Raw genomic sequence first — 24,114 nt, forward strand, 5'->3', positions numbered from 1 at the left:
CTCAGTACCTCACTCGCGGGTCGATGAGCGCCGCGATGACGTCGACGATGAAGTTGGTCAGCGCCACGATGACGGCGAGCAGGGCGACGATGCCCTGCACGGCCACGAAGTCGCGGGCCTGGAGGTACTCGGCGAGCTGGAAGCCGAGGCCCTTCCACTCGAAGGTGGTCTCGGTGAGGACGGCGCCGCCGAGCAGCAGGGCGATCTGCAGGCCGATCACAGTGATGATCGGGATGAGCGCGGGCCGGTAGGCGTGGGTGCGGACGAGCCGGAACTCGCTGACGCCGCGCGAGCGCGCCGCGTCCACGTAATCGGTGCCGAGCGTGCCGATCACGTTGGTGCGCACCAGGCGCAGGAAGATGCCCGCGGTGAGCAGTCCCAGTGCGACGGCGGGGAGCACCGCGTGCGAGAGCACGTCCGAGATCGCGGCCGGGTCGCCGGTCTGGATCGCGTCGATCAGGTAGATGCCGGTCTTGTTCTCGAGGAACTGGAGCGAGAGCTCGGTGCTCGTCGAGGCGCGCCCGGCGACGGGGAACCACTTCAGCCAGACGGAGAACACCAGCTTCAGCAGCAGGCCCGCGAAGAACACCGGAGTCGCGTAGCAGAGGATCGCGAAGATGCGCAGCACCGCGTCGGGGGTGCGGTCGCGGTGGTAGGCGGCGAGCATCCCGAGCGGGATGCCGACCAGGAACGCCACGATCAGGGCGTAGAAGGCGAGCTCGACCGTCGCGGCGCCGTAGGTGAGGAGCACCTCGGTCACGGGGCGGTTGTCGCTCAGAGTGGTGCCGAAGTCGCCGGTCAGCAGCTTGCCGAGGTACTCGAGGTACTGCACGATCAGCGGCCGGTCGTAGCCGGCGGCGGCCACACGCTCGGCGAGCTGGTCCGCGGTCAGGCGGCCGCCGAGGGCCGCCGTGATCGGGTCGCCCGTGGAGCGCATGAGGAGGAACACCAGCGTCACGAGGATGAAGACGGTGGGGATGATGAGCAGGAAGCGGACGAGCAGGTAGCGCCCGAGTCCGCCCCCGGAGCCGCGCGGTCGCCGGGTGGGCGCCGTCGCCGCAGCCGTCGTGGCTGTCGTCACGTGATGCCTTTCGTGGAGAACGGCCGGCGCCTCCTGTCGGGGAGGCGCCGGCCGCGAGGGGGGTGGATCAGCCCTTGCTGAGTGCCGCGTAGCGGAACTTGAACGAGGCGTCGAGGGTGTCCTCGGCTCCGCTCACGGTGCTGCCGACGACCGCGACCTGCGAGCCCTGCAGGTAGGGGACGGTCGAGAGCTGCGCCGCGACCTTCTCCTGGATCTGCTCGATCAGCGCGGTGCGCGCGTCGGCGTCGGTGGTCGAGACCTGCTGTGCGATCAGGCTCTGCACCTCGGCGTCGTCGAAGTGGTTCGCGAGGAAGTTCTCCTTGATGAAGAACGGCGAGAGGTAGTTGTCGGCGTCGGAGTAGTCGGGGAACCAGCCGAGCTGGTAGGCCGGGTAGACGTCGCTCGAGCGGTCCTTCGAGTACTGCACCCACTCCGTGGTCTGCAGGTTCACGGTGAAGAGGCCGGTCGACTCCAGCTGGTCCTTGATCAGCGCGTACTCGTCGCCCGAGGACGGACCGTAGTGGTCGTTCGAGTACTGCAGGTTCAGGGTGACCGGAGCGGTGACGCCGGCGGCCTCGAGGGTCGCCTTCGCCTTGTCGGCGTCGGGCGCGCCGTTGCCGTCGCCGTAGAGCGACTTGAGCGGCTCGACCGCGCCGGTCAGGCCTGCGGGGACGTAGGAGTAGAGGGGGGTGTAGGTGCCCTTGTAGACCTGGTCGGCGATCTCGTCGCGGTCGATCAGGTCGGCGACGGCCTGGCGCACGGCGAGGGCCTTGGCGCTGTCGGCCTCACCGGTGGTCGCGCCGAAGGGCTGGGTGTCGAAGTTGAAGACGATGTAGCGGATCTCGCCGCCGGGGCCGTCCACGACCTTGACCGTGTCGTTGCCGCGGAGGTCGTCGATGTCCGTCGCCGAGAGGCTGCGGAACGCGACGTCGATGTTCCCCTCCTGGATGTCCAGCTTGAGGTTGGACGAGTCCGCGTAGTACTTGACGTTGACGGTGTCCGTCTTCGCCTCGCCGAGAACGCCCTGGTAGTCCGGGTACGCCTTGTACTGGATGAGGTTGTTCACGTCGTAGTTCGGGATCGTGTACTGGCCGGCGAAGGCGTCGCCCGAGACGATGTCGGCGTCCGCGGTCAGCTCGTCGGCCGAGAAGACCTCCTCGTCCACGATCGGGCCGGCGGGGCTCGAGAGGATCTGGGGGAAGGTCTGGTCGTTCTCGGACTTGAGCGTGAAGACCACGGTCGTGTCGTCCGGAGCCGCGACGCTGTCGAGGTTCGCCAGGAGCGAGGACGGGCCGTTCTCAGCCGCGATGCCGACCTGGCGGTCGAAGGAGAACTTCACGTCGGAGGAGGTGAGGTCGTGGCCGTTGGCCCACTTCAGTCCCTCCTTCAACTTCACGGTGTACTCCGTGGGAGCGGTGAACTCCGCCGACTCGGCGATGTCGGGCTCGACGTCCGGGCTGCCGTAGGGGGTGTTCATCAGGAACGGGAACACCTGGTTCATCACGGCGAACGAGCCGTTGTCGTAGGAGCCCGCGGGGTCGAGCGTCGTGATCTTGTCGGTGGTGCCGATGGTCAGGGCCCCTCCGGCGCTGCCGCCGGACGAGTCGTTCCCGCCGGCGGCGCAGCCCGTCAGCACGAGCGCGACCGCGGCGAAGCCTGCGGCGGCGGCCAGTGCGCGGGTGCCGCGAGTGGATGCGGAATTCATCTCCGTCTGCCTCTTCCTGTCAAGGATGGGATGCGGGCGCGCTCCGGGCGCGCGGACTCTCGGCACACAGATCTCCTGTGGGCTGTGGCGTCACGACACTGGACGCCCGCATTGCTGTTCCTCATAGGTAACACAGTTGGAAGCGCTCTCCGAACCGGCACGGGCGTGCGGCCGATTTCTTCACACGACCGCAACACGCTCACTCCGTGCGCAGCGCCCGCTTCTCGCGCTCGAGCTCGACCAGGCGCACCTGCACCGCGCGCGCCATCACCGGATCGGCGGACGCGCGCTGGAGCGCCCCGCGCAGCTCGGCGATCTCGCGGAGCAGGTCGCGCTCGATGAGCGAGATCGCCACGTCGCGGGAGTAGCGGGCGAGCCCCTCCTCGTCGGCGGCCGGGATCGGCGCCACCGCGAGCTGGCGCACCAGCGAGGCGAAGGGGCCGGGGACGTCGTCGGCGACGTGCTCGACCCAGTCGCGGTCCTCCGCCCGCTCGAGGTTCGCGACCACGGCGTCGCGGACCACGCGGAGGGTCTCGTTGGTGACCGCCGCGTGCGCCGCCCGGGCCAGGAGCTCCGGACCCATCGCCTGCGGAAGCTGGAGCATCGCCATCAGCGCCTCGCGCTCGATGCGCGTGACGACGTCGACGGGGAGGTCGGCGATGCGCGCGCCGAGGGGCGCCTCGGCCGCGGACGATTCGCCGCCGCCCCGCCCGCCCTGCTGGTCGCGGCCCTCGGGTCCGGAGGAGCGGGGCCGGGATCCGGCGGAGCGCACGGCGGAGTTGACCTCGGCCATGTCCAGGCCGAGCATCCGGGCGAGCTCGCGGGAGTAGCCGGGCCGCAGCGCCGGGTCGCGGATCTCGGCGACGACCGGGGCGGCCGCGCGCAGGGCCGCGATCCGGCCCTCGACCGTCTCGAGGTCGTAGCGGTCCAGCAGCTGCCGGATCACGAACTCGAACATCGGCTTCTTGTCGTCGATGAGGCGGCGGACGGCGTCGTCTCCGCGGTTCAGGCGGAGGTCGCAGGGGTCCAGGCCCTCGGGCGCGACGGCGACGAAGGTCTGCGCGGCGAAGCGGTGCTCCTCCTGGAACGCGCGCATCGCCGCCTTCTGGCCCGCCGCGTCGGGGTCGAAGGTGAAGACGACCTCGCCGACGCCGCTGTCGTCGCCCAGCACCCGGCGCAGCACCTTGATGTGGTCGACGCCGAAGGAGGTGCCGCAGGTGGCGACCGCGGTGGTGACGCCGGCGAGGTGGCAGGCCATGACGTCCGTGTAGCCCTCGACGACGACCACTCGGTGCCCGCGGGAGATGTCCCGCTTGGCGAGGTCGAGCCCGTAGAGCACCTGGGACTTGTGGTAGACGGGCGTCTCGGGGGTGTTGAGGTACTTGGGGCCCTTGTCCTCCTCGAGGAGGCGGCGGGCGCCGAAGCCGACGGTCTGGCCGGTCACATCGCGGATCGGCCAGACGAGGCGGCCGCGGAAGCGGTCGTAGACGCCGCCGCGGTTGTTGCTGCTGACCAGGCCGGCCGTGGTCAGCTCCTCCTCCGAGAAGCCGCGGCGCTTGAGCGCGGTGGTGAGCCCGTCCCAGCCGTCGGGTGCGAAGCCGACGCCGAAGCGGTCGGCGGCGGCGCGGTCGAAGCCCCGCTCGCCGAGGAAGCGCCGGCCGACGTCGGCGCCCGGGGTCGCGAGCTGCTCGCGGAAGTACTCCTCCGCGGCGTCGTTCGCGGCGAGGAGGCGCGCTCGCCCGCCGGTCTCGGGCGCGCGGCCGTCGCCGTCCTCGTACTGCAGCGGGAAGCCGATCCGCCCGGCGAGGCGCTCGACGGTCTCGCTGAACGAGCTGTGGTCCATCTTCATGACGAAGCTGTAGACGTCGCCCGACTCCTGACAGCCGAAGCAGTGGTAGAAGCCGGCCTGCGGGCGGACGTGGAAGCTGGGGCTGCGCTCGTCGTGGAAGGGGCAGAGGCCCTTCAGCGAGCCGATGCCGGCCGACTTCAGCGTGACGTACTCGCCGATCACGTCGCCGATGTTCACCCGCGCCTTGACCTCCTCGACATCTGACTGTCGGATCCGAGGCATGGGGTCCATCGTATCGGCCGCCGGGGCCGCCGAGCCGGGGTGGGGAGAACTGCACCAGGGCGGCGCGGATCACCCCGGAGACCTGTGATCGGCCCCGCACCCCGAGATCAGGGTCATCCCTGATCCGCACCCGCCCGCCGTCTCCGAGAATCGACCCATGCCCCCTGCCGCCTCCCGCCCGCCTCTCCTGCGTGCTCTGCTCGTCGCCCTGCTCGGCGGTCTCGTCCTGGGCGGGCTCACCAGCCTGCTGCAGGGCTCCCTCCCGCCGTCGGTGAGCTCGTTCGCCAACTCTTCCGGGGGCTGGTCCATGCTCGTGTTCGCGCTCGTGCGCCTCGGCGGCGCCCGACCGGCGGCGGCGACCGCTCTCGGCCTGCTGAGCTTCTGGGCGCTGCTCGAGGGCTACGACCTGGTGACCGCGGCGCGCGGCTTCGGCTACTCGCCTCCCTTCACGGACGTCTTCTGGCTGCTCGCCGTCCCCGCCGGGCCGATCCTGGGCGCCGCCGCCGCACTCACCCTCTACGGCTCGAGGACGTGGCGCGTCCTGGCTGTCGCGCCGCTCTCGGGCGTGCTGATCGGCGAGGGCGTCTGGGCGCTGGGCGCGGTCGCCGACACCACGAGTCCGGTGTACTGGTGGCTCCAGATCGTCCTGGGCGCGGGCTTCCTCGTCCTGGCCGTCGTGCAGAGGAGGCCGCGCGCACTCGTCTCGCTCGCGGCGCTCGGCGTCACCGCGGCGGCCGCTGTCGCCTTCTTCGTCGTCTACTCCGCGCTGTGAACCGTTCGAGAGGGTCGTCGCTGACCCTCCGCGCACTCGCGGGTTCCGCCCTCCTCCTGGCCCTCGCAGGGTGCACCACCACGGCGGACACCCCGGTCGCGCCGCCGTCGTCCGCCTCGGTGCCGTCGTCGGTGTCCTCCGCCACCCCTCCTCCGATCGACGTCTCCGCCGAGCTGGCCGCGCTCGAGAACGAGTTCGACGCCCGGATCGGCGTCAGCGCCGTCGACACCGGCTCGGGCCGCCGGGTCCATCACCGGGCCGACGAGCGCTTCGGCTTCGCCTCGAGCCTCAAAGCCCTCGCCGCAGCGGAGTTCCTGCGCACCGTCCCCGCCGCCGAGCGGGACGAGGTGGTCACCTGGACCGTCGCCGACGTCGAGGCGGCGGGCTACTCCCCCGTCACGGAGGAGAGCACCGCCACCGGCCTGCCGCTGTCGCAGCTCGCCGAGGCGGCCGTCCGCCGGAGCGACAACACAGCGCTGAATCTCGTCCTCCGGCGCCTCGGCGGACCCTCCGCCCTCGACCGTGGACTCGAGGCTCTCGGCGACACCACCACCGAGGTGGTGAACGAGGAGCCCGCTCTGAACACGATCGAGCCCGGCAGCATCGACGACACCACCACCCCGGCCGCGTTCACGGCGGACCTCGCCGCGGTCGCCACAGGTGACGTGCTGTCCGCGGAGGACCGGGCGCTCCTGCTCGACTGGATGAGCGGCAACGCGACCGGCGACACTCTCGTCCGGGCGGGCGCTCCGGCCGGCTGGAGCGTCGCGGACAAGTCCGGGGGCGCCGGCGGGATCCGCAACGACGTCGCCGTGGTGACGCCTCCCAGGCGGGACGCGGTCGTGCTGTCGATCCTCTCGACGCGCAACGACCCCGAGGCGGACTACGACGACGCGCTGGTCGCCCGCGCCGCGGCCGTCGTGCTGGGAGCCCTGCGGTAGCGTCCGCCCGGCGTCAGCAGTGCCGGTTCACGTAGCCCGGTGCGCCACGGGGGACGACGTCGCGGTCGCGGAGGGTGACCGAGATGCTCCGGCCCTGCGCGGCGCAGGCCTCGGAGTAGGCGGACCGGCCGTTGTCGGTGTACTCGATCTCGTAGACCTGGCGCCCGTAGACGTCCGTGTACGCCGCGCACTCGTCGTAGACCTGGCACTCCTCGACGACGGCGAAGTCGAAGCCGACCGTCCTCTTCCCGGCAGCGGCGAGATCGGCTCCGTTCTTCTGGCCGATCGCCAGGCCGGAGCGGTGAGCGCGCGCCGTCAGGAGGGTGGCGAACGCCAGCGCCTGCGACTTCGTCAGCCTCCCGCCCGAGCGGGTGTAGCTGTCCAGATTGTCGGCCTCGACGGCGTCGAAGCCGTCCTCGGCGCAGCCGTCGATCCAGGCGCCGACGATCGCGAGCAGAGCGGTCCGCTTCGCGGAGGTCGAGACGTCGAAGAGGTACTCGTCCGGCCAGCCCGGATCGGCGAGGGGCTTCCCGTCCGCTCGCCTCACCAGGAGCTCGGGGTGCCGCTTCGCGAAGGCGGCGCTCTCGCCGGGCTGGGTCTGGAAGGCGTTCACGTAGCAGATGCTGTAGCGGCCGGCGGCGGGCGCGTCCGTGCGGTCGCGGTCGACGATGGTGACGCTCGACGCCGGAGCGTAGGCGCCTCCCAGCTGGTAGTCGAGGACGCCGTTCGCGGGAGGGAGCAGCGGTGCCGCCGAGGCCGCGGCGGGCTGGACCAGCAGCAGCCCCGCGACGACCAGGGCGAGGAGGCCGAGACGCGGCCGACGCAGTCTCATCCGGGAGCTCCCGGCGTGCGCCCTGCGGCTCGCACGCCCGTGGCCGCCGGCAGCGCGCCGAGTGCGAGCTCGCCGATCACCGCGATGCGGTCCGCCGGTGCTCCGTCGCGGGCCTGCGTCGACATCCCGCTGAGCACGGCGACGACGAAGGCGGCGACGGATCCGGCGTCCGTCTCCGGCGGCACGTCGCCCTCCTCGATCCCGCGTTCGACCCGGGCAGCGACGAGCGCCTCCATCTCGCGGTGACGGGCCTCGAGCCGCGGCTCGCTCAGCACGAAGCAGCCGGCAGGAGTGCCGGGCGCGGAGTACCCCTCCGCGCTGACGCGGACGACGGCGGCGACGGCCTCGCGCGCCGTCGGCCGGTGCGAGTACAGCATCGGCTTGCTCATCCCCGACCGTGCCGCGATGCGGTCGACCCGCGCTCCCGCCAGCCCGTGCGCCGCGAACTCCTCCGTCGCCGCCTCGAGGATCCGCTGCCGTGTCCGCTCCGCTCCCACGCCCTCACCGTACCCGCCGCCCCGCGCCCCTCCGCGCCTCGCGGTGCGGTGCCCTCCCCGCCCTCCGAGCCGACCGGCCGACCCGCACACCAGCACATCGCCTCAGACGACGCACCCGGCTCCCTGGAACCCACCACCCCGACAAGCCGACCGCGGTGACGCCTGGCGGTGACGGGCGTGCCCCCGGCACCGCCGAACGGCCGATCCGCGTGCCAGCGGATCGCCCTAGGCGGACGCACCCCGCATTACGAAACGCACCACCCCGACAAGCCGACCGCGGTGACGCCCGGCGGTGACCGGCGTGCCCCCGGCACCGCCGAACGGCCGATCCGCGTGCCAGCGGATCGCCCTAGGCGGACGCACCCCGCTCCACGAACCGCACCACCCCGAGAAGCCGACCGCGCCACGCCGGGCGAGGACCGGCGTGCAATCGAGCACCGCCGAACGGACGATCCGCGTAACAGCGGATCGCCTCAGGCGGACGCACCCCGCTCCCTGGAACGCACCACCTCGACAAGCCGACCGCGGTGACGCCGAGCAGGGACCGGCGGCACAGCTGAGCCGGGCGCCGCCCGGCTCAGCGCATCAGCACAGCCTCTCGAACCAGGCGAGGGCGCTCTGGTCGGTGAGGTTGGCGACCTGGTCGACGACGACGCGGCGGCGGGCGTCGTCGTCGGGGGCGGCGTGCCAGTCCTCGGCGAAGCCGGGCTCGAGGGTTCCCGGGCCGCGGTCGAGGAGGGTGTCGGCGAGGCGGGTGAGGACTTCGCGCTGCTGGGCGTAGATGGGCTGGCGGGTGTTCCGCGACATCACGAACGTCGCGACGATCCCCTTGAGCACGGCGATCTCGGCCTGCTGCTCGCGGGGGACGACGACGTGGCCGCCGAAGCGGACGAGGTCGGGGTGCTGGTACGCCTCGCGGGTGGCCTCGGTGGCGGCGGCGGCGAAGCGGCCGATGAGCTGGCTGGTGAGGTTCTTGAGCCGGGCCTGGTCGCGGCGGGAGCCGTCCCAGGAGGAGACCCACACGTCGAGCGAGTCGAGACGGTCGAAGGCGGCGACGAGCTCGTCGTGTCCGACCTCCCCGCCGACCCAGGAGTGCATCGACTGCACGAGGTCCTCGTGGTCGGCGCGGGAGCCGAGTGCTTCGACGTCGATGTAGCCGGAGACCACCGCGTCCTCGAAGTCGTGCACGGAGTAGGCGATGTCGTCCGAGAGGTCCATCACCTCGGCCTCGATGCAGCGCACCCCCTCGGGGGCGCCCTCGCGCATCCAGGCGAACGCGGGGGCGTCGTCGGCGTAGAAGCCGAACTTGGCGCGCCCCGACGGGTCCGCGACCGAGCGCGTGTCGGGCCAGGGGTACTTGCAGCTCGCGTCGATGCTGGCGCGGGTGAGGTTCAGCCCGTAGGGGCGGGCGTCGTCGCCGAACACCTTCGGCTCGAGCCGCGTGAGCAGCCGGAAGGTCTGCGCGTTGCCCTCGAAGCCGCCGATCCCCTCGGCCCAGGTGTTGAGCGCGCGCTCGCCGTTGTGCCCGAACGGCGGATGCCCGATGTCGTGCGCGAGGCAGGCCGTGTCGACGACGTCGGGGTCGAGGTCGAGGCTCGTGGCGAGCTCCCGGCCGATCTGCGCCACCTCGAGCGAGTGGGTCAGGCGGTTGCGCGCGAAGTCGACGCCCGCCGTGGGGCTGAGCACCTGGGTCTTCGCGGCCAGGCGGCGGAGCGCGCTGGAGTGGAAGAGCCGGGCGCGGTCGCGGGCGAAGTCGGAGCGGCGGGTCGAGTGGTCCTCCGGCAGGAATCGCTCGGTGTCGACGAGCGAGTACCCCCAGAGCGCGCGGTCATCCACCGCTGTTGTGGATCTCGGCGGCCGAGACCGCGTCGCGCTGCCCGGCGTCGAGCTCGCGGGACTCGAGCCAGCGGTCCGGGAGGGAGGGGACCTTGGGCGAGCCGGCGCGGCCCCGCTGCCCCTCGGCCGCCTCGCCCGGATAGGGCTGCGTCCAGTCGAGCGTCGCCAGGAGCTCGTCGAGCTGCGCGAGCGACTCGACGGTGGCCAGGCGAGCGCGGAGGTCGCCGCCGACGGCGTAGCCCTTGAAGTACCAGGCGACGTGCTTGCGGATGTCGCGGCAGCCGCGCTCCTCGCTCTCGAAGAAGTCGACGAGCAGCTCCGCGTGGCGGCGGAACGCCTCGGCGACCTGTCCGAGCGAAGGGCGGAACCGCTCGTCGGAGCCGGCGAACGCGGCGGCGAGGTCGCCGAAGAGCCAGGGGCGCCCGAGGCAGCCGCGACCGACGACGACTCCGTCGCAGCCCGTCTCGGCCATCATCCGCAGCGCGTCCTCGGCCGACCAGATGTCGCCGTTGCCCAGCACGGGCACGCTCGTGACCGTCTCCTTGAGCGTGGCGATCGCCGACCAGTCGGCGTGCCCGCTGTAGAACTCGGAGGCGGTGCGCGCGTGCAGCGCGATCGACGCGACCCCGGCGCCCTCGGCGGCACGGGCGGCCTCGAGGTAGGTGAGGTGGTCCGGGTCGATGCCCTTGCGCATCTTGACGGTGAGCGGGACGTCGCCGGCGGCCTTCACGGCGCCCTCGACGATCTGCCGGAACAGCGGGAGCTTCCACGGCAGGGCCGCTCCCCCGCCCTTCCGGGTGACCTTGGGCACGGGGCAGCCGAAGTTGAGGTCGATGTGGTCGGCCCGGTCCTCGGCGACGAGCATGGTGACCGCTTCGGCGACCGTGACCGGGTCCACTCCGTAGAGCTGGATCGAGCGCACCGACTCGCTGGGGTGGTGGCGGATGAGGCGCATCGACTCCGGCGTGCGCTCGACGAGCGCGCGGGAGGTGATCATCTCGCTCACGTAGAGGCCGTTGCCGAACTCGCGGCAGAGGCGGCGGAACGCCGTGTTGGTGATGCCCGCCATGGGGGCGAGCACCACCGGCGCGTCGAGTTCGAGGGGGCCGATCCGGAGCGCCGGCGCGGTGCGCGCGGGCGGGGCGGCCGTGAGAGTGGAGGACATCGGTATCGATTCTCCCAGATCCTGTGTTGGGGAAGGCGGAGTGACGAGCTGAGAGGTGGAGAGATGAACGGGAGCACACCTGTGGAGGACGGTTCGCAGCGGCTGGAGGCGGACGCGTCCGCCCGCGGCCTGGCGGTCGAGATCGTGGAGAGGCCCGCTGCCGGCAGCCTGCACGAGGCGGCCGCGCTGCTGGGCATCGAGCCCGGCGACATCGTGAAGTCGCTCGTAGTGAAGCGCCACGACGGCGGCTACCTGTTCGCCCTCGTCCCCGGCGGGCGGCAGATCGCGTGGCCGAAGCTGCGCGCGGTGGTCGGAGTGAACAAGCTCCGCCTCCCGGACGAGACGGCCGCCCTCGAGGCGACCGGCTACCGGCGCGGCACCATCACCCCGATCGGCTCCACGACGGCCTGGCCGGTCTACGCCGACGAGCGGATCCTCGGCCGCCGCGTCGCGATGGGAGCCGGCGCCGACGGGCGCAGCGCCTTCGTCGACGCGGACGCCCTCGTGGCCGCCTACGGCGCGACCGTGGCCGACATCACCGTGGAGGAGCCTCCGCGCTGATCGGCGGCACCTCGGCCTGCGCTTCCGCGGCCTGCGGCACGGCGCAGACGCCGTCCTCGCACAGCGGCCCGCCGGAGTCGCCGAGCATCTCGAACGGCCCGCTCACGCGACGGCCGCCCGCTGCTCCAGCATGTGCTCGAGGACCTCGGTGAACGCCGCCGGCTCCTGGGCGCCGGAGACGCCGAAGCGCCCGTCGAGGACGAAGAACGGCACCCCCGAGATCCCGTACTCGCGGGCCTGCGCGATGTCGGACTGCACCCGCCCGAGGTAGCGCCGGTCCTCGAGAGCGCGGCGCGTCTCCGCCGGGTCGAGCCCGACCTCGCCGGCGAGCGAGGCGAGCACCTCCGGATCGGCCAGGTCGCGGCCCTCGACGAAGTACGCGCTCAGGAGACGCTCGACGAGCTCGAGCTGCAGTCCGTTCTCCTTGGCGTGGTGGAGCGCCTGGTGGGCGGTGACCGTCTTGACGTGGCGCACCGACTCGAAGTGGTAGTCGAGGCCGACGCCCGCCGCGATCGCCGTGACGGAGTCGAGCATCTGCTGCGCCTGCGCCTCCGGGATCCCCTTGTGCTCGGCGAGGAACGCCGCCTCTCCCCCGCGGTAGTCCTCCGGCGTGTCCGGCGAGAGCTCGAAGCTGCGGTACTCCACGACGACCTCCGGAGCCTCGGGGTGCGCGGCGCGGAAGGCCTCGAGCCCGCGCTCGAACCGGCGCTTCCCGATGTAGCACCAGGGGCAGGCGATGTCGGACCAGACGTCGACGGACAGGGGGCTCGGCTCAGCACTCACCCCCCAGGACAACGGAGGGGGCGCCCCGCTATTCCCGCAGCACGCGGACGAGCTCGTCCACGTCGGACTCGTCGTTCCAGAGGTGGAAGGCGATGCGGAGCCGGCCGCCGCGGCCCGAGACGCGCAGACCCGCGGCCTGCAGCAGCTCCAGGTCCGCTCCCCCCTCGTCCGGCCAGGACACGAGCGCCCGGTGCTGAGGCTCCCGGTCAAGCCGCTCGCACAGCAGGTCGCCGAGGCCGGAGGCGTGCGCCCAGACCGCGTCGAGGTCGAGCGAGCGGAACAGAGCGAGCGACGCCTCGGCGCCGGCGAACGCCTGCCAGGCCGGCGAGACGTCGAAGCGGCGGGCGTTCTCGGCCAGGTGCATGGCCGGTCCGTAGCAGGACGACCACACGTCCTCCCCCGAGTACCAGCCCGCCTGCACGGGGACGAGCTCGGCCGCGTAGGCGGGCGAGACGGTGAGGAACGCCACTCCGCGCGGCGAGCACAGCCATTTGTAGGCGTGGGTGAGGGTCGCGTCGAAGCGGGAGGCGTCGACCGGCAGGACGCCGGCCGCCTGCGTCAGGTCGCACGCGGTCCGCACTCGGTGGCGCGCGGCCGCCTCGAGGACGGAGTCGAGATCGGCGAGCGCTCCGCTGCTGGACTGCACGGCGGAGAAGACGACGAGGTCGTCCCCGTCCTCGACGGAGTCGGACAGCGCCTCGAGCGCGACGGAGCGCACGGTCACTCCGCGGTGCGCCTGGGCGAGGAAGGGGAACACGATGGAGGAGAAGTCGCCGTCCACGCAGAGCACGCGGGCCCCGTCGGGCAGCGAGGCGGCGAGCACGGCGGCCATGGCGGAGGTCTGCGAGCCGATCGCGACACGGTCGACCGGGACGCCGGCGATCGCGGCGAACGAGGCACGCGCGCGCTCGGCGACAGCGCCGTAGGCGGCGGCCGTGCTCTCCCCGGACGACCAGCCGTCGAGGTCCGCCCGCAGCGCCTCGACGGTCTGCCGCGGCGGCAGGCCGAGGGTGCAGGCGTTGTGGTAGCCGCGGGCACCGGCGAAGCGCGCGCGCAGGTCGGCGGAGTTCGGCAGTGCGGTGCTCACCTCTCGAGGATGACGCTCCGGAGCCGGATCGCCAAGACCGGGGAGCGACCGGGCGCGCCGGCGGCGGGCCCGGTCAGCGGGCGGCGAGGGCGTGCGCCTGCTCGAGCACGGCGACGACCTCGCGGGCCTCGCGGACGTCGACCGGCGAGGGAGCGCCGTCCTGGAGGGACAGCGCGACCTGCTCGAGGAACGCGGCGTATCGTCCCCGCTCACTCGGCACGGGGTGTGCGCCGGAGTCGTCGACGAGGACGCCCCATCCCTCCGGCGCGACCTCGCCGAAGCCGTCGTCGTCCGGTCGGGCGCCGCCGGTGCGGAGCGCGGTCTCCTGCGGATCGAGACCGTCGACGCTGAAGGCGGCGCGGGTGCCGAGCACGCGGAAGCGGGGGCCGGTCGCCCGGGCGACGCGGCTCATGGTGAGGTGGGAGCGGACGCCGCTGTGATGCAGGAGCGAGACGAACGCGTCGTCCTCGCTCGCGGAGCCCTCGTGGACGGTCCGGGTCTCGGCCGCCGTGACGACCGCCGGGCCGAACAGCAGCAGCGCCTGGTCGACCAGGTGGCTGCCGAGATCGAAGAGGATCCCGCCACCCTCGGCCGGACCCGTCTCGCTCTGCCACCGGCCCGTCTTCGGCGCGCTCCAGCGCTCGAAGGTCGACTCGAAGCGGAGGACCTCGCCGAGGACCCCTTCGCCCAGGAGGCGGCGGAGGGTGAGCAGATCGGCGTCCCAGCGCCGGTTCTGGAAGACGAAGACGGGCGCACCGCTCCGCTCGGAGGCGGCGATGATCGCGTCCGCGTCGGCCGCGCTCGGTGCGAAGGGCTTGTCGATCACGACGGCGACTCCGGCCTCGAGCACTCGGACGGCCTGCTCCCGGTGCACCGACGGCGGCGAGGCGAGCACGACCAGCTCCGGCCGCTCGGCGAGCACCGCGTCGAGGTCGGGCACGATCCGGGCCTCGGGATGCGCGGCGGAGGCCGCGGCCCTCCGACCGGCGTCGCGGGTGGAGACGGCGACGACCTCGAAAGCGGGATCCGCCGCGAGGAACGGACCGTGGAAGACGCTGCCCGCGAGCCCGAAGCCGACGATTCCGACCCGGATCACGAGGAGGCCCCCGGCACGTCGACCGCGCCGCCGAAGCGGCGGGAGCGGCCGGAGTAGTGCTCGATCGCGTCCCAGAGGTCGGTCCGCGTGAAGTCCGGCCAGAGCCGGTCGAGGAACACCATCTCGGCGTAGGCGCTCTGCCAGAGCAGGAAGTTGCTGGTGCGCTGCTCGCCGGAGGAGCGCACGAAGAGGTCGACGTCCGGCATCTCGGGCACGTAGAGCGCCTTGGCGATCGTCTTCTCGGAGATGCCGGAGGGCTTGAGCCGCCCCGCCTGGACCTCGGCGGCGAGCCGCTGCACCGCGTCGGCGATCTCGGTGCGCCCGCCGTAGTTGACGCACATGGTGAGCGTCAGCACGTCGTTGTCCGCGGTCATCCGCTCGGCGAACTGCAGCTCGTTGATCACCGACGCCCACAGGCGCGGCTTCCGGCCGGCCCAGCGGATGCGCACGCCCCACTCGTTGAGCTGATCGCGGCGGCGGTGCAGCACATCGCGGTTGAAGCCCATCAGGAAGCGCACCTCCTCGGGCGAGCGCTTCCAGTTCTCGGTCGAGAACGCGTAGACGCTGAGGTGCTTCACGCCGATCTGGATCGCTCCGGCCACGACGTCCAGCAGCGCCGTCTCGCCGCGCTTGTGCCCCTCGATCCTCGTCAGGCCGCGGGAGTTCGCCCAGCGGCCGTTCCCGTCCATCACGATGGCGACGTGCCCCGGAACGGCCTTCCGCGGGATCGCGGGCGGGTGGATCCCGGTCCAGTCGAGAGGGCGGTACGGCTCGGCGTCCTTGTGGGTGAAGGGCTTCATCGGGTGACGTGCTCCAGGGATCTCAGACCGCGTTCGAGGTGGAACTGCGTGTAGGCGGCGACCACTCCGCTCGCCCGCGACCGCGTGGTCGGCTCGGTGGTCTCGGCGTGGGCCCAGTCTCCCGTGAGCAGTGCGCCCAGCAGGACCACGACCTCCGGAGCGACCCGCGGTGCGCCGGGCGGCGTGCAGTCGGCGCAGACGACGCCTCCGAGCTGCACCACGACCGCGCCGTGGGGCCCGGGAGCGCCGCAGCGCGCGCAGTCCTCGAAGCTGGGCGCCCAGCCCGCGATCGAGAGCGCCCGCAGGAGGTAGGAGTCGAGCGTCAGCACCGGCTCGTGCTCGTGCTTCGAGAGCGAGCGCAGGGCCCCGACGAGCAGCAGGTACTGCTGCAGGGAGGCGTCCGCGTCGGTGAGGCGGTCCGCCGTCTCGACCATCGCGCTCGCCGCCGTGTAGCTGTCGTAGTCGGCGGCGATCAGCGCACCGTAGGCGCCGAGCGACTCGGCCTGCGTGACGATGTCGAGGCTCCGGCCCTCGTAGAGCTGGAGGTCGGCGACCATGAACGGCTCGAGCCGCGAGCCGAACTTGGAGCCGGTCTTGCGAACGCCCTTCGCCACCGCGCGGATCTTGCCGTGGCTGCGCGAGAGCAGCGTCACGATGCGGTCGGCCTCGCCCAGCTTGTGCGTGCGGAGCACCACGGCTTCGTCGCGATAGGTGGGCATCCTCCGATTATCCCCCCGACCCCCGACACCCGGCTGGCAGCCCGGCCGGAGCAGGGCCCGCGCCGTGGAACGATGTCCGGGTGGCAGCCTCCCTCTTCGAGATCCCGGCCTGGGCCGACCTGCTCGCGATCGCCATCGGCTGCCTCCAGGGCGCGATGTTCGCGGGCGAGTTCCGCGACCGCCGGATCGACCTGCTCGGCGTCACGATCATCGGCACGGCCACCGGCCTCGGCGGCGGCGTGCTCCGCGATCTGCTGCTCCAGACGCCCCTGGTGGCCCTGCACACCGACGCGTACCTGATCGTCGCGGTGACCGCCTCCCTGCTCGGGATGCTGCTCCAGCACCTGCTGAACCGGGTCGACGGGACGATCACCGCCCTCGACGCGCTGACCCTCGGGCTCTTCGGCGCGATCGGCACCACGAAAGCCCTGTCGCTCGGCGTGCCGGAGGTGCCGGCCGTGTTCGTCGGCACCGTCTCGGCCGTCGGCGGATCCGTCGTCCGCGACATCCTGCTGAACCGGCCGATCGCGCTGATGCACGTCGGCTCGCTCTACGCGGTCGCCGCCTCGGTGGGCACCGGCGTCCTGGTCCTCGCGCTGCGCTTCGGAGTGACGATCGACTTCGCCGCGCCGCTCGCGGTGGGCGTGACCACGGTCATCCGCCTGCTCGCGGTCCGCTACGGCTGGAGCCTGCCCGAGCAGCGCGCGCTCAGCGGGGTGCCGCGCCTGCGCTGGCGCCGCCGGACCTAGCGGCGGCCGACCCGGACGCAGGGAGCGGAGTCCCGCGCGGTCCGCGCACGGGAACGCCGGGGGAGCCGCGACGCATCACGGCTCCCACGGCGGGGATCGGGCCCGATCAGGCGGAGGCGCCGGCCAGCTCGCGGACCGGGACCTCCTCGCGCAGGGCGCGGTTGACGGCCGAGACGATGGCCTTGAGGGAGGCGGTCGAGATGTCGGCGTCCACGCCCACGCCCCACAGGGTGCGGCCGTTCACCGTGCACTCGACGTACGAGGCGGCCAGCGCGTCGCCGCCGGCGCTGAGCGCGTGCTCGACGTAGTCGAGGACCCGGACCTCGACGCCCTGCTGCTCCAGCACGGCCTCGAAGGCGTTGATCGGGCCGTTGCCCCGCGAGCTGGCCGACACGCGCTCGTCGCCCACCCGGAGGACCGCGTCCAGCGCGATGCTGCCGCCCAGATCGCTCGACGTGTTCGTGCGCAGCAGCTCGAAGCGGCCCCACTTCTCGTCGGCGCGCTCGGCGGGCGCGGGCAGGTACTCGTCCTGGAACACCGTCCAGATCTGCTCGCTCGTGACCTCGCCGCCCTCGGCGTCGGTCTTGGCCTGCACGACGCCCGAGAACTCGATCTGCAGCCGGCGCGGCAGGTCGAGCGCGTGGTCCGTCTTCAGCAGGTACGCGACTCCGCCCTTGCCGGACTGCGAGTTGACGCGGATGACCGCCTCGTAGGAGCGGCCCAGGTCCTTCGGGTCGACCGGCAGGTAGGGCACGGCCCAGGTGAGCTCGTCGACGCTGCGGCCGGTCCGCTCGGCCTCGGCCTGCATCGCCTCGAAGCCCTTCTTGATGGCGTCCTGGTGCGAGCCGCTGAAGGCGGTGAAGACCAGGTCTCCCGCCCAGGGGCTGCGCTCGGGCACGGGCAGCTGGTTGCAGTACTCGGCGGTGCGCTTGATGCCGTCCATGTCGCTGAAGTCGATCTGCGGGTCGATCCCCTGGGTGAACAGGTTCACGCCCAGCGCGACCAGATCGACGTTGCCGGTGCGCTCGCCGTTGCCGAAGAGGCAGCCCTCGATCCGGTCGGCACCGGCCAGGTAGCCCAGCTCGGCCGCCGCCACGGCCGTGCCGCGGTCGTTGTGGGGGTGCAGCGACAGCACGATGTTCTCGCGCTGCGCGAGGTTGCGGCTCATCCACTCGATCGAGTCGGCGTAGACGTTCGGGGTGGCCATCTCGACGGTGGCGGGCAGGTTCAGGATGACCTTGCGCTCGGGAGTCGGCTCGAAGACCTCGACGACCCGGTCGCAGATCTCGCGGGCGAAGTCGAGCTCGGTGCCGGTGTAGCTCTCGGGCGAGTACTCGTAGTAGACGGCCGTGCCGGGGACGGTCGACTCCATCTCGCGGCACTTGCGGGCGCCGGCCAGCGCGATGTCGATGATGCCCTGACGGTCCTTGCGGAACACGACCTCGCGCTGCAGCACGCTCGTGGAGTTGTAGAGGTGCACGATCGCCTGGCGCGCGCCGCGGATCGACTCGTAGGTGCGCTCGATCAGGTGGTCGCGGGCCTGGGTCAGCACCTGGATGGTGACGTCCTCGGGGATCGCGCCCTCCTCGATGAGGCTGCGCACGAAGTCGAAGTCGGTCTGGCTCGCGCTCGGGAACCCGACCTCGATCTCCTTGTAGCCCATCCGGACCAGCAGATCGAACATGATGCGCTTGCGCTCGGGGCTCATCGGGTCGATGAGCGCCTGGTTGCCGTCGCGGAGGTCCACGGCGCACCAGCGGGGCGCGGTCGTGATGCGCTTCGACGGCCAGGTGCGGTCGGGCAGGTCCACGGCGATCAGCTCGTGGAAGGGACGGTACTTGCCGATCGGCATGGGCGACGGCTTCTGGTTGTTCAGCATGAGGTGCTCTCCCGGCGCAGTGGTGCGCACGTGTCTGTTCTCGCTCGTGACCGATCCCGCTCGCGTGCGGCTCCGCTGGTGGGCGGTGCCGGTCGGGCGGTCTCGCGGGGATCCGGATGCGGATCGACCTCGCGGGCGAGGGATGGTTCAGCCGACGACGGACTCCGCGACGAGGATGGCCTGAGGATCAGATCTCGTCGCGGCGGAGAAGGAGGAGCTGTCCGAAGCGCACCCGGTCAGGGTAGCACCGCCCCCGCGGCGCGTCACCCCGGCGTCCCGCTCTAGGAGACCAGGCCGTTCTCGTAGGCGTAGACCACCAGCTGCACGCGGTCGCGCAGGCCGAGCTTGCCGAGGGTGCGGCTGATGTGCGTCTTCACCGTCGCCTCGCTCAGGAACTCGGCGCGCGCGATCTCGGTGTTGCTCATCCCCCGCGCGGCCAGGTGGAAGATCTCGCGCTCGCGGTCGGTGAGGGTCGCGAAGGCGGGCGGGGTCTCGCGTCCGCTGCCCGCCGCTCCGAAGTGCTCGAAGAGCTCGCGGGTCGCGGAGGCGGCGACCACGGCGGTCCCCGCGTGCACGGTGCGGACGGAGGCGAGGAGGAAGCCGGGCTCCGTGTCCTTCAGGAGGAAGCCGCTCGCGCCCGCCCGGATGGCGCGCGCGGCGGCCTCGTCGAGGTCGAAGGTGGTCAGCACGAGGATGCGCGGAGGCTCGACCCGCCGCTCCTGCGCGTCCGCGAGGATCCGCCGGGTCGACTCGATCCCGTCGACGCCCGGCATCCGGATGTCCATCAGCACGACGTCGGGGGCCAGCCGCGCGACCAGCTCCGCGCCCTCCGCTCCGTCCGACGCCTCGCCGACCACCTCGAGGTCGGGCTGCGAGCCGAGCAGCATGCGGATGCCGGCGCGGAAGAGGGCCTGGTCGTCGACGAGGACGAGGCGGATGGTGTCGGTCATGCGGGGCTGCCTCCGGAGGCGAGGGGTGGGGCGGTGCGGGCGAGGGACGGGGAGGAGGGCAGGCGCGCGTCGACGACGAAGTCGTCCCCGACCGGGCCGGCGGCGAGCACTCCCCCGACGAGCGCGGCGCGCTCGCGCATGCCGACCAGTCCGTGGCCATCGCCCGGCAGGGAGTCGCGCTCGACGTCGGCGCACCGGGCGTTGCGCACGGTCAGGGCGAGCTCGCCGCCGTCCTGGCGCAGGGCGATGTCGAGCGGCGAGCCCGGGCGGCCGTGGCGGAGAGCGTTCGTGGTCGCCTCCTGGGCGATCCGGTACAGGGCCAGACCGACGGCGCGCGGCACCGCCTCCAGGTCGACGGCGAGCTCGGCGCGGACGGGGGCTCCGGCTCCGCCCACGCTGTCGAGGAGGGCCGGCAGGTCGCGGGCGCCGGGCTGCGGGCCGTCGCTCTGCGAGTGCCGCAGCTGGGCGAGGAGCACGCGCACGTCGCCGAGGGCGTCCCGGGCGACGGAGGAGATGGTCAGCAGCGCGGCGTCGGTCTGCTCGGGGCTGGTGGCGCCGAGGTAGCGCGCGCCGTCCGCCTGCGCGATCACGACGGCGAGGGAGTGGGCGACGACGTCGTGCATGTCGCGGGCGATCCGGTTGCGCTCCTCCACGGTGTCGAGCTCGCGCTGCGCCCGGGCGCGCTCCTGCTCGGCCTGCGCGCGCAGGGTCTGGCCCTCACGCGCCCGGCGGACCGAGCGGGAGAGCAGTCCTATGGTCCAGGAGAGGCCGAGCGTCGCGAGGATCCCGCCGAAGGTGGCTCCGGCCGACAGGAGGCCGTCGTAGGCGCTCGCGACGAGGTCGAAGACGAGGACGAGGTAGACGACGGCGATCACGGCGCCGAGGACGGCCGACACCGCTCCCGCGATCCGCATCCGCCGCGACTCCGACGCGCCGGCGCCGAAGAGGACGGCCAGGATGGCCAGATCCGCGGGTCCGGGAGCGAGGCTCGCGCTCATCTGCAGGGCGGCACCGGCCCAGGCGATCGAGAGGGCGAGGACCGGGGACCGCCGGTGCAGCACCAGCGCGACCGCGAGCACGCCCGCGACCAGCAGCTGCATCGCGCCCTCCACCCCGGCGAACGGGAGGCCGGCGACGAGGAGGAGCACCAGCGCCTGACCACCGGCGACCCCCACCGCGAAGGGGTCCTGCGGCCCGGCGACCCGGTTCAGCAGCGCGTCGATCCGATCGCTCGCGAGGACCGGCGCCCGCAGCGCGTTGAGGTACACGAGGACCTTCGCCGCACCGAGCACGGAGGCGACCGCGAGGGCGACCAGGGCGAGGACCACGAACTCCACGCGCGCCGGGAGCCCGGACGGATCGAGCGGGCCGGAGAGGCCGAGCGCGACGGTGACGCCGCCGATCCCGGCGAGGATCAGGCCGCCCGCGAGCGCCAGGGCACGGGTCCAGGGGCCCACCCGGCGGGTCGTCTGCCAGAGGACGACCAGGCCGACGAGGACCCCGTCGACGGGGACGCCGCCGAGCAGGACGCCTCCGTCGGCGAGCGCGCCGACCGCGACGAGCGAGGGGGCGAGCGCGGGAAGGAATCCCGCGACGGCGAGGGCCAGCGCGAGCACGAGGCCGCCGGCGATCCGCTCGGTCGGAGTGGCCCCGGTGAGCCCGAGCAGCAGGTGGAGGGCGGCGAGCAGCGCCCCGGCGATCGGCAGGGCCGCCGGTCGGTCGAGGAGGGCGCGCATGAGGACCACGCTACGGGTCCGCGCGCCCGGGGGCGTCGTCCTGGAGGGTGACCGCGGTCGTCCTCCGGCGTCAGAAGCCCAGGCGCCCCAGCAGCTTCGGGTCGCGCTGCCACTCCTTGGCGACCTTCACCCGGATGGAGAGGAACACGCGGCGGCCCAGCAGGCGCTCGATCTGCTCGCGGGAGACGGCTCCCACCTCGCGCAGGCGCTGGCCGCCCTTGCCGATGATGATGCCCTTCTGGCTGTCGCGCTCCACGAAGACGTTGGCGTAGATGTCGATCAGCGAGCCGTCCTCGCGCTCGACCATGTCGTCGAGCGTCACGGCGAGGGAGTGCGGCAGCTCGTCCGAGACGCCCTCGAGGGCGGCCTCGCGGATGAACTCGGCGATCCGCGAGGACAGGTCCTCGTCGGTCACCGCCTCCTCCGGGTAGAGGGCGGGCGAGACGGGCATCAGGCGCAGGAGCTCGACGGCCAGGACGTCCAGCTGCTCCTCGGTCACGGCCGAGATCGGCACGATCGTGTCCCACTCGCGCAGCTCCGAGACGGCGAGCAGCTGCTTCGCCACGGACTTCTTCGAGGAGAGGTCGACCTTCGAGACGATAGCGACCTTCCGAGCGCGCGGGAAGGAGTCGAGCTGCTCGTTGATGAAGCGGTCTCCCGGGCCGATCGGCTCGTCCGCGGGGAACAGCATCCCGATGACGTCGACGTCGCCGAGGGTCGAGGTGACGAGCGAGTTCAGCCGCTCGCCGAGGAGCGTGCGCGGCCGGTGGATGCCGGGGGTGTCGACGACGATCAGCTGGCCGTCGGTGCGGTGCACCACGCCGCGGATAGCGCGCCGCGTGGTCTGTGGCTTCGAGCTCGTGATGGCGATCTTCTCGCCGACGAGGGCGTTCGTGAGCGTCGACTTGCCCACGTTCGGGCGGCCGACGAAGGACACGAAGCCCGCCCGGTAGGGAGCGGCGGCGGGAGTGGTGTCGGTCATCGTGCGTCCTCGTGCTGATCGCCCGTGGCTCCGCGGGTGGGAGCCGTGCTCGGGCTGGGGGTGGTGGTGCCGCCGTCCGCGATGATCGCGACGGGGCCGGTGCCGGGCTCGCCGGCGGTGTCCAGATCGGGATCGCGGCGGACGATCACCGTGGAGATGGTCCCACGGCGCGGGTCCGCCTGCTCGGCCTCGAGCAGCACTCCGCCGATCCGCGCCGTCGCGCCGCGCTCGGGGAGGCGCCCGTAGGCCTTGGTCAGCAGTCCGCCGACCGAGTCGACGTCGTCGTCCTCGAGGTCGAGCTCGAACAGCTCGCCGAGCTCGTCCACCGGCAGGCGCGCCGAGACGCGGTAGACCCCGGGCGCCGTCTCCTCGAAGAGGTCGACCTCGCGGTCGTACTCGTCGGAGATGTCGCCGACGAGCTCCTCGATCAGGTCCTCGAGCGTCACCAGGCCCGCGATGCCGCCGTACTCGTCGACCACCATCGCGAGGTGGTTGGACTCGAGCTGCATCTGGCGGAGCAGCTCGTCGGCCTTCTTCGACTCGGGCACGAACAGCGCCGGGCGCGCGAGATCGGCGACCGTGTCGTCGTCGTCCGGCCGCTCGTAGGTGTGCCGGGCCACGTCGCGCAGGTAGAGCACGCCGAGGACGTCGTCGACGCCGTCGCCGATGACGGGGAGCCGGGAGATGCCGCGGCTCAGCAGGAGCCCCATGCCGGCGCCGACGGAGGAGGTCGCCTCGATCGTCACCATGTCGGTGCGGGGCACCATCACCTCGCGGACGAAGGTGTCGTTGAACTCGAAGATCGAGTGGATCAGCTCGCGGTCGTCCTGCTCGAGCACGTCCTGCTCGGTCGCCTCGTCGACCATGCTGAGCAGCTGCTCCTCGGAGGAGAACCCCGCCGAGCGCCCGGTCCCCGGCGTCACCCGGTTGCCGAGAGCCACGAGCCCGTGCGCGACCGGACCCAGCGCGAGCCGGAGCACGTGCACGAGCGAGGCGCTGGTGGACAGGACCGCACGCGCGTTCGCGCGCCCGACGCTGCGCGGGCTGGAGCCGACCAGGACGAACGAGACCGCCGCCATGATCAGGACCGCCAGCAGGAGCGCGAGCCAGAGCTGCGGGACCTCGACGACCAGCACCGTGGTGACGAACACCGCGGCCGTCGTCTCGGCCGCGATCCGCGAGAAGTTGACGACGTTGACGTGGGCGCTCATGTCGCCCGCGATCGCGCGGAGAGCGCGGGCGCTGCGGGAGTGCTGGGCCATGTCGAGCAGGTCGCTGCGCGAGAGGACGCCGAGGGCGGCGTCGGTCGCGGCGAACCAGCCGCCGACGGCGACGAGCGCGAGGGCGGCGATGAGGAGCTGGAGAGTGGGCACGGCGCGCTCTAGCGGCGTCGCTCGCTGATGTGGAAGCCGACCAGGATGTCGCGCTGGATGCCGAACATCTCGCGCTCCTCCTCCGGCTCGGCGTGATCGAAGCCGAGCAGGTGCAGGAGCCCGTGGGCGGTCAGCAGCTGCAGCTCGTCGAGCACGGAGTGGCCGGCCGACTCGGCCTGGGACTGCGCGACCTGCGGGCAGAGCACGATGTCGCCGAGGAGCCCCGCGGGGGTCTGCTCGTCCTCGGTCCCGGGACGCAGCTCGTCCATCGGGAAGCTGAGCACGTCGGTCGGCCCCGGCTCGTCCATCCACTGCACGTGCAGCTGCTCCATCGCGCCCTCGTCGACCAGCACGATCGCGAGCTCGGCGTCGGGGTGGACGTGGAGCGAGTCGAGCGCGTAGCCGGCGAGGCGCAGCAGGGCGGCCTCGTCGACGGGGACGCTCGACTCGTTGTTGATCTCGATGCTCACGGGGGCGGGTCTTCCTTCGGTTCGGGAGG

22 protein-coding genes are annotated in these 24,114 nt (G+C 72.5%); 4 read left to right on the forward strand and 18 right to left on the reverse strand.

The annotated features are described in order from the left end of the window. Position 1: 1 nt before the first annotated feature. From C5D09_RS10515 to dnaG, 3 genes are all read right to left on the reverse strand, one after another. Positions 2–1,081, reverse strand: a complete 1,080-nt coding sequence (locus C5D09_RS10515; RefSeq protein WP_104223444.1) for an ABC transporter permease — start codon at positions 1,079–1,081, stop codon at positions 2–4. 67 nt (positions 1,082–1,148) lie between these two features. Next, a complete protein-coding gene (locus C5D09_RS10520; RefSeq protein ID WP_104269261.1) occupies positions 1,149–2,786 on the reverse strand; it encodes an ABC transporter substrate-binding protein in 1,638 nt (545 codons plus the stop codon). A gap of 199 nt (positions 2,787–2,985) precedes the next feature. After that, the gene (gene dnaG / locus C5D09_RS10525) at positions 2,986–4,857 is read right to left on the reverse strand and encodes a DNA primase (protein WP_104269262.1); all 1,872 of its coding nucleotides are present in this window, start codon (positions 4,855–4,857) and stop codon (positions 2,986–2,988) included. A gap of 157 nt (positions 4,858–5,014) precedes the next feature. On the opposite strand from dnaG, the gene C5D09_RS10530 reads away from it, so the two are divergent. Together C5D09_RS10530 and bla are read left to right on the forward strand one after the other, a co-directional pair. Further along, positions 5,015–5,629, forward strand: a complete 615-nt coding sequence (locus C5D09_RS10530; protein WP_181133912.1) for a DUF6518 family protein — start codon at positions 5,015–5,017, stop codon at positions 5,627–5,629. Next, positions 5,626–6,570 carry a class A beta-lactamase gene (gene bla / locus C5D09_RS10535; protein ID WP_258066975.1) on the forward strand — a complete coding sequence of 315 codons (945 nt, stop codon included), beginning with the start codon at positions 5,626–5,628 and terminating at the stop codon, positions 6,568–6,570. The genes C5D09_RS10530 and bla overlap by 4 nt, the downstream gene beginning before the upstream one ends. A 13-nt stretch (positions 6,571–6,583) precedes the next feature. Here bla and C5D09_RS10540 read toward each other — a convergent pair whose 3' ends face one another. The 4 genes from C5D09_RS10540 to dusB all read right to left on the reverse strand — a co-directional run bounded on the left by C5D09_RS10540 (position 6,584) and on the right by dusB (position 10,900). Beyond that, positions 6,584–7,402: an endo alpha-1,4 polygalactosaminidase gene (locus tag C5D09_RS10540; protein WP_104247510.1), complete on the reverse strand. Its 819-nt coding sequence runs from the start codon at positions 7,400–7,402 to the stop codon at positions 6,584–6,586. Continuing rightward, positions 7,399–7,899: a TetR family transcriptional regulator gene (locus C5D09_RS17840; protein WP_181027184.1), complete on the reverse strand. Its 501-nt coding sequence runs from the start codon at positions 7,897–7,899 to the stop codon at positions 7,399–7,401. The genes C5D09_RS10540 and C5D09_RS17840 overlap by 4 nt, the downstream gene beginning before the upstream one ends. Before the next feature lie 585 nt (positions 7,900–8,484). Then, on the reverse strand, positions 8,485–9,735 hold the full coding sequence (locus tag C5D09_RS10550) for a deoxyguanosinetriphosphate triphosphohydrolase (RefSeq protein WP_104223438.1): 1,251 nt from the start codon (positions 9,733–9,735) through the stop codon (positions 8,485–8,487). Continuing rightward, positions 9,728–10,900: a tRNA dihydrouridine synthase DusB gene (gene dusB, locus C5D09_RS10555; protein WP_104223437.1), complete on the reverse strand. Its 1,173-nt coding sequence runs from the start codon at positions 10,898–10,900 to the stop codon at positions 9,728–9,730. Before dusB ends, C5D09_RS10550 begins: the two co-directional genes overlap by 8 nt. A gap of 63 nt (positions 10,901–10,963) precedes the next feature. Between dusB and C5D09_RS10560 the strand changes: the two genes are divergently transcribed. After that, complete coding sequence (locus C5D09_RS10560) at positions 10,964–11,461, forward strand: aminoacyl-tRNA deacylase (RefSeq protein ID WP_104223436.1); 498 nt, start codon at positions 10,964–10,966, stop codon at positions 11,459–11,461. A gap of 102 nt (positions 11,462–11,563) precedes the next feature. Here C5D09_RS10560 and C5D09_RS10565 read toward each other — a convergent pair whose 3' ends face one another. The 5 genes from C5D09_RS10565 to recO all read right to left on the reverse strand — a co-directional run bounded on the left by C5D09_RS10565 (position 11,564) and on the right by recO (position 15,946). Beyond that, the gene (locus C5D09_RS10565) at positions 11,564–12,244 is read right to left on the reverse strand and encodes a DsbA family protein (RefSeq protein WP_104269263.1); all 681 of its coding nucleotides are present in this window, start codon (positions 12,242–12,244) and stop codon (positions 11,564–11,566) included. A gap of 28 nt (positions 12,245–12,272) precedes the next feature. Beyond that, the gene (locus C5D09_RS10570) at positions 12,273–13,331 is read right to left on the reverse strand and encodes an aminotransferase class V-fold PLP-dependent enzyme (protein ID WP_104247507.1); all 1,059 of its coding nucleotides are present in this window, start codon (positions 13,329–13,331) and stop codon (positions 12,273–12,275) included. A gap of 73 nt (positions 13,332–13,404) precedes the next feature. Then, positions 13,405–14,427 carry a Gfo/Idh/MocA family oxidoreductase gene (locus C5D09_RS10575; protein ID WP_104260974.1) on the reverse strand — a complete coding sequence of 341 codons (1,023 nt, stop codon included), beginning with the start codon at positions 14,425–14,427 and terminating at the stop codon, positions 13,405–13,407. Then, the gene (locus C5D09_RS10580; protein WP_104234456.1) at positions 14,424–15,227 is read right to left on the reverse strand and encodes an isoprenyl transferase; all 804 of its coding nucleotides are present in this window, start codon (positions 15,225–15,227) and stop codon (positions 14,424–14,426) included. Before C5D09_RS10580 ends, C5D09_RS10575 begins: the two co-directional genes overlap by 4 nt. Beyond that, entirely contained in the window at positions 15,224–15,946 is a 723-nt protein-coding gene (gene recO, locus C5D09_RS10585; RefSeq protein WP_104223431.1) for a DNA repair protein RecO, read from the reverse strand. Before recO ends, C5D09_RS10580 begins: the two co-directional genes overlap by 4 nt. Before the next feature lie 80 nt (positions 15,947–16,026). On the opposite strand from recO, the gene C5D09_RS10590 reads away from it, so the two are divergent. After that, positions 16,027–16,695, forward strand: coding sequence for a trimeric intracellular cation channel family protein (locus C5D09_RS10590; protein ID WP_104223430.1), 669 nt, complete (start codon positions 16,027–16,029; stop codon positions 16,693–16,695). Positions 16,696–16,801: 106 nt separating this feature from the next. On the opposite strand, the gene leuA is transcribed toward C5D09_RS10590, so the two are convergent. The 6 genes from leuA to ybeY form a co-directional block, all read right to left on the reverse strand. After that, positions 16,802–18,574 (reverse strand): 2-isopropylmalate synthase, encoded by a 1,773-nt coding sequence (leuA, locus tag C5D09_RS10595; protein ID WP_104238221.1) that lies wholly within the window; start codon positions 18,572–18,574, stop codon positions 16,802–16,804. Positions 18,575–18,855: 281 nt separating this feature from the next. Further along, positions 18,856–19,524 (reverse strand): response regulator transcription factor, encoded by a 669-nt coding sequence (locus C5D09_RS10600; protein ID WP_104234459.1) that lies wholly within the window; start codon positions 19,522–19,524, stop codon positions 18,856–18,858. Further along, positions 19,521–21,260 carry a sensor histidine kinase gene (locus C5D09_RS10605; RefSeq protein ID WP_146085628.1) on the reverse strand — a complete coding sequence of 580 codons (1,740 nt, stop codon included), beginning with the start codon at positions 21,258–21,260 and terminating at the stop codon, positions 19,521–19,523. Before C5D09_RS10605 ends, C5D09_RS10600 begins: the two co-directional genes overlap by 4 nt. A 70-nt stretch (positions 21,261–21,330) precedes the next feature. Next, complete coding sequence (gene era, locus C5D09_RS10610) at positions 21,331–22,242, reverse strand: GTPase Era (protein ID WP_104223426.1); 912 nt, start codon at positions 22,240–22,242, stop codon at positions 21,331–21,333. Then, positions 22,239–23,615, reverse strand: a complete 1,377-nt coding sequence (locus C5D09_RS10615) for a hemolysin family protein (RefSeq protein WP_104223425.1) — start codon at positions 23,613–23,615, stop codon at positions 22,239–22,241. The genes era and C5D09_RS10615 overlap by 4 nt, the downstream gene beginning before the upstream one ends. A gap of 8 nt (positions 23,616–23,623) precedes the next feature. Further along, positions 23,624–24,085, reverse strand: a complete 462-nt coding sequence (ybeY, locus tag C5D09_RS10620) for an rRNA maturation RNase YbeY (RefSeq protein ID WP_104223424.1) — start codon at positions 24,083–24,085, stop codon at positions 23,624–23,626. Between the last annotated feature and the right edge of the window lie 29 nt (positions 24,086–24,114).

It is taken from the genome of Rathayibacter sp. AY1C9 (assembly GCF_002932315.1).
Taxonomy (GTDB): Bacteria; Actinomycetota; Actinomycetes; order Actinomycetales; family Microbacteriaceae; genus Rathayibacter.

What these genes read in the sequence shown, in the direction of transcription:
- C5D09_RS10520 (WP_104269261.1), bottom strand. Translation starts at nt 2,786, where the DNA reads ATGAATTCCGCATCCACTCGCGGCACCCGCGCACTGGCCGCCGCCGCA.
- dnaG (WP_104269262.1), bottom strand. Translation starts at nt 4,857, where the DNA reads ATGCCTCGGATCCGACAGTCAGATGTCGAGGAGGTCAAGGCGCGGGTG.
- C5D09_RS10530 (WP_181133912.1), top strand. Translation starts at nt 5,015, where the DNA reads ATGCCCCCTGCCGCCTCCCGCCCGCCTCTCCTGCGTGCTCTGCTCGTC.
- C5D09_RS10540 (WP_104247510.1), bottom strand. Translation starts at nt 7,402, where the DNA reads ATGAGACTGCGTCGGCCGCGTCTCGGCCTCCTCGCCCTGGTCGTCGCG.
- dusB (WP_104223437.1), bottom strand. Translation starts at nt 10,900, where the DNA reads ATGTCCTCCACTCTCACGGCCGCCCCGCCCGCGCGCACCGCGCCGGCG.
- C5D09_RS10560 (WP_104223436.1), top strand. Translation starts at nt 10,964, where the DNA reads ATGAACGGGAGCACACCTGTGGAGGACGGTTCGCAGCGGCTGGAGGCG.
- C5D09_RS10580 (WP_104234456.1), bottom strand. Translation starts at nt 15,227, where the DNA reads ATGAAGCCCTTCACCCACAAGGACGCCGAGCCGTACCGCCCTCTCGAC.
- recO (WP_104223431.1), bottom strand. Translation starts at nt 15,946, where the DNA reads ATGCCCACCTATCGCGACGAAGCCGTGGTGCTCCGCACGCACAAGCTG.
- leuA (WP_104238221.1), bottom strand. Translation starts at nt 18,574, where the DNA reads ATGCTGAACAACCAGAAGCCGTCGCCCATGCCGATCGGCAAGTACCGT.
- C5D09_RS10600 (WP_104234459.1), bottom strand. Translation starts at nt 19,524, where the DNA reads ATGACCGACACCATCCGCCTCGTCCTCGTCGACGACCAGGCCCTCTTC.
- C5D09_RS10605 (WP_146085628.1), bottom strand. Translation starts at nt 21,260, where the DNA reads ATGCGCGCCCTCCTCGACCGACCGGCGGCCCTGCCGATCGCCGGGGCG.
- era (WP_104223426.1), bottom strand. Translation starts at nt 22,242, where the DNA reads ATGACCGACACCACTCCCGCCGCCGCTCCCTACCGGGCGGGCTTCGTG.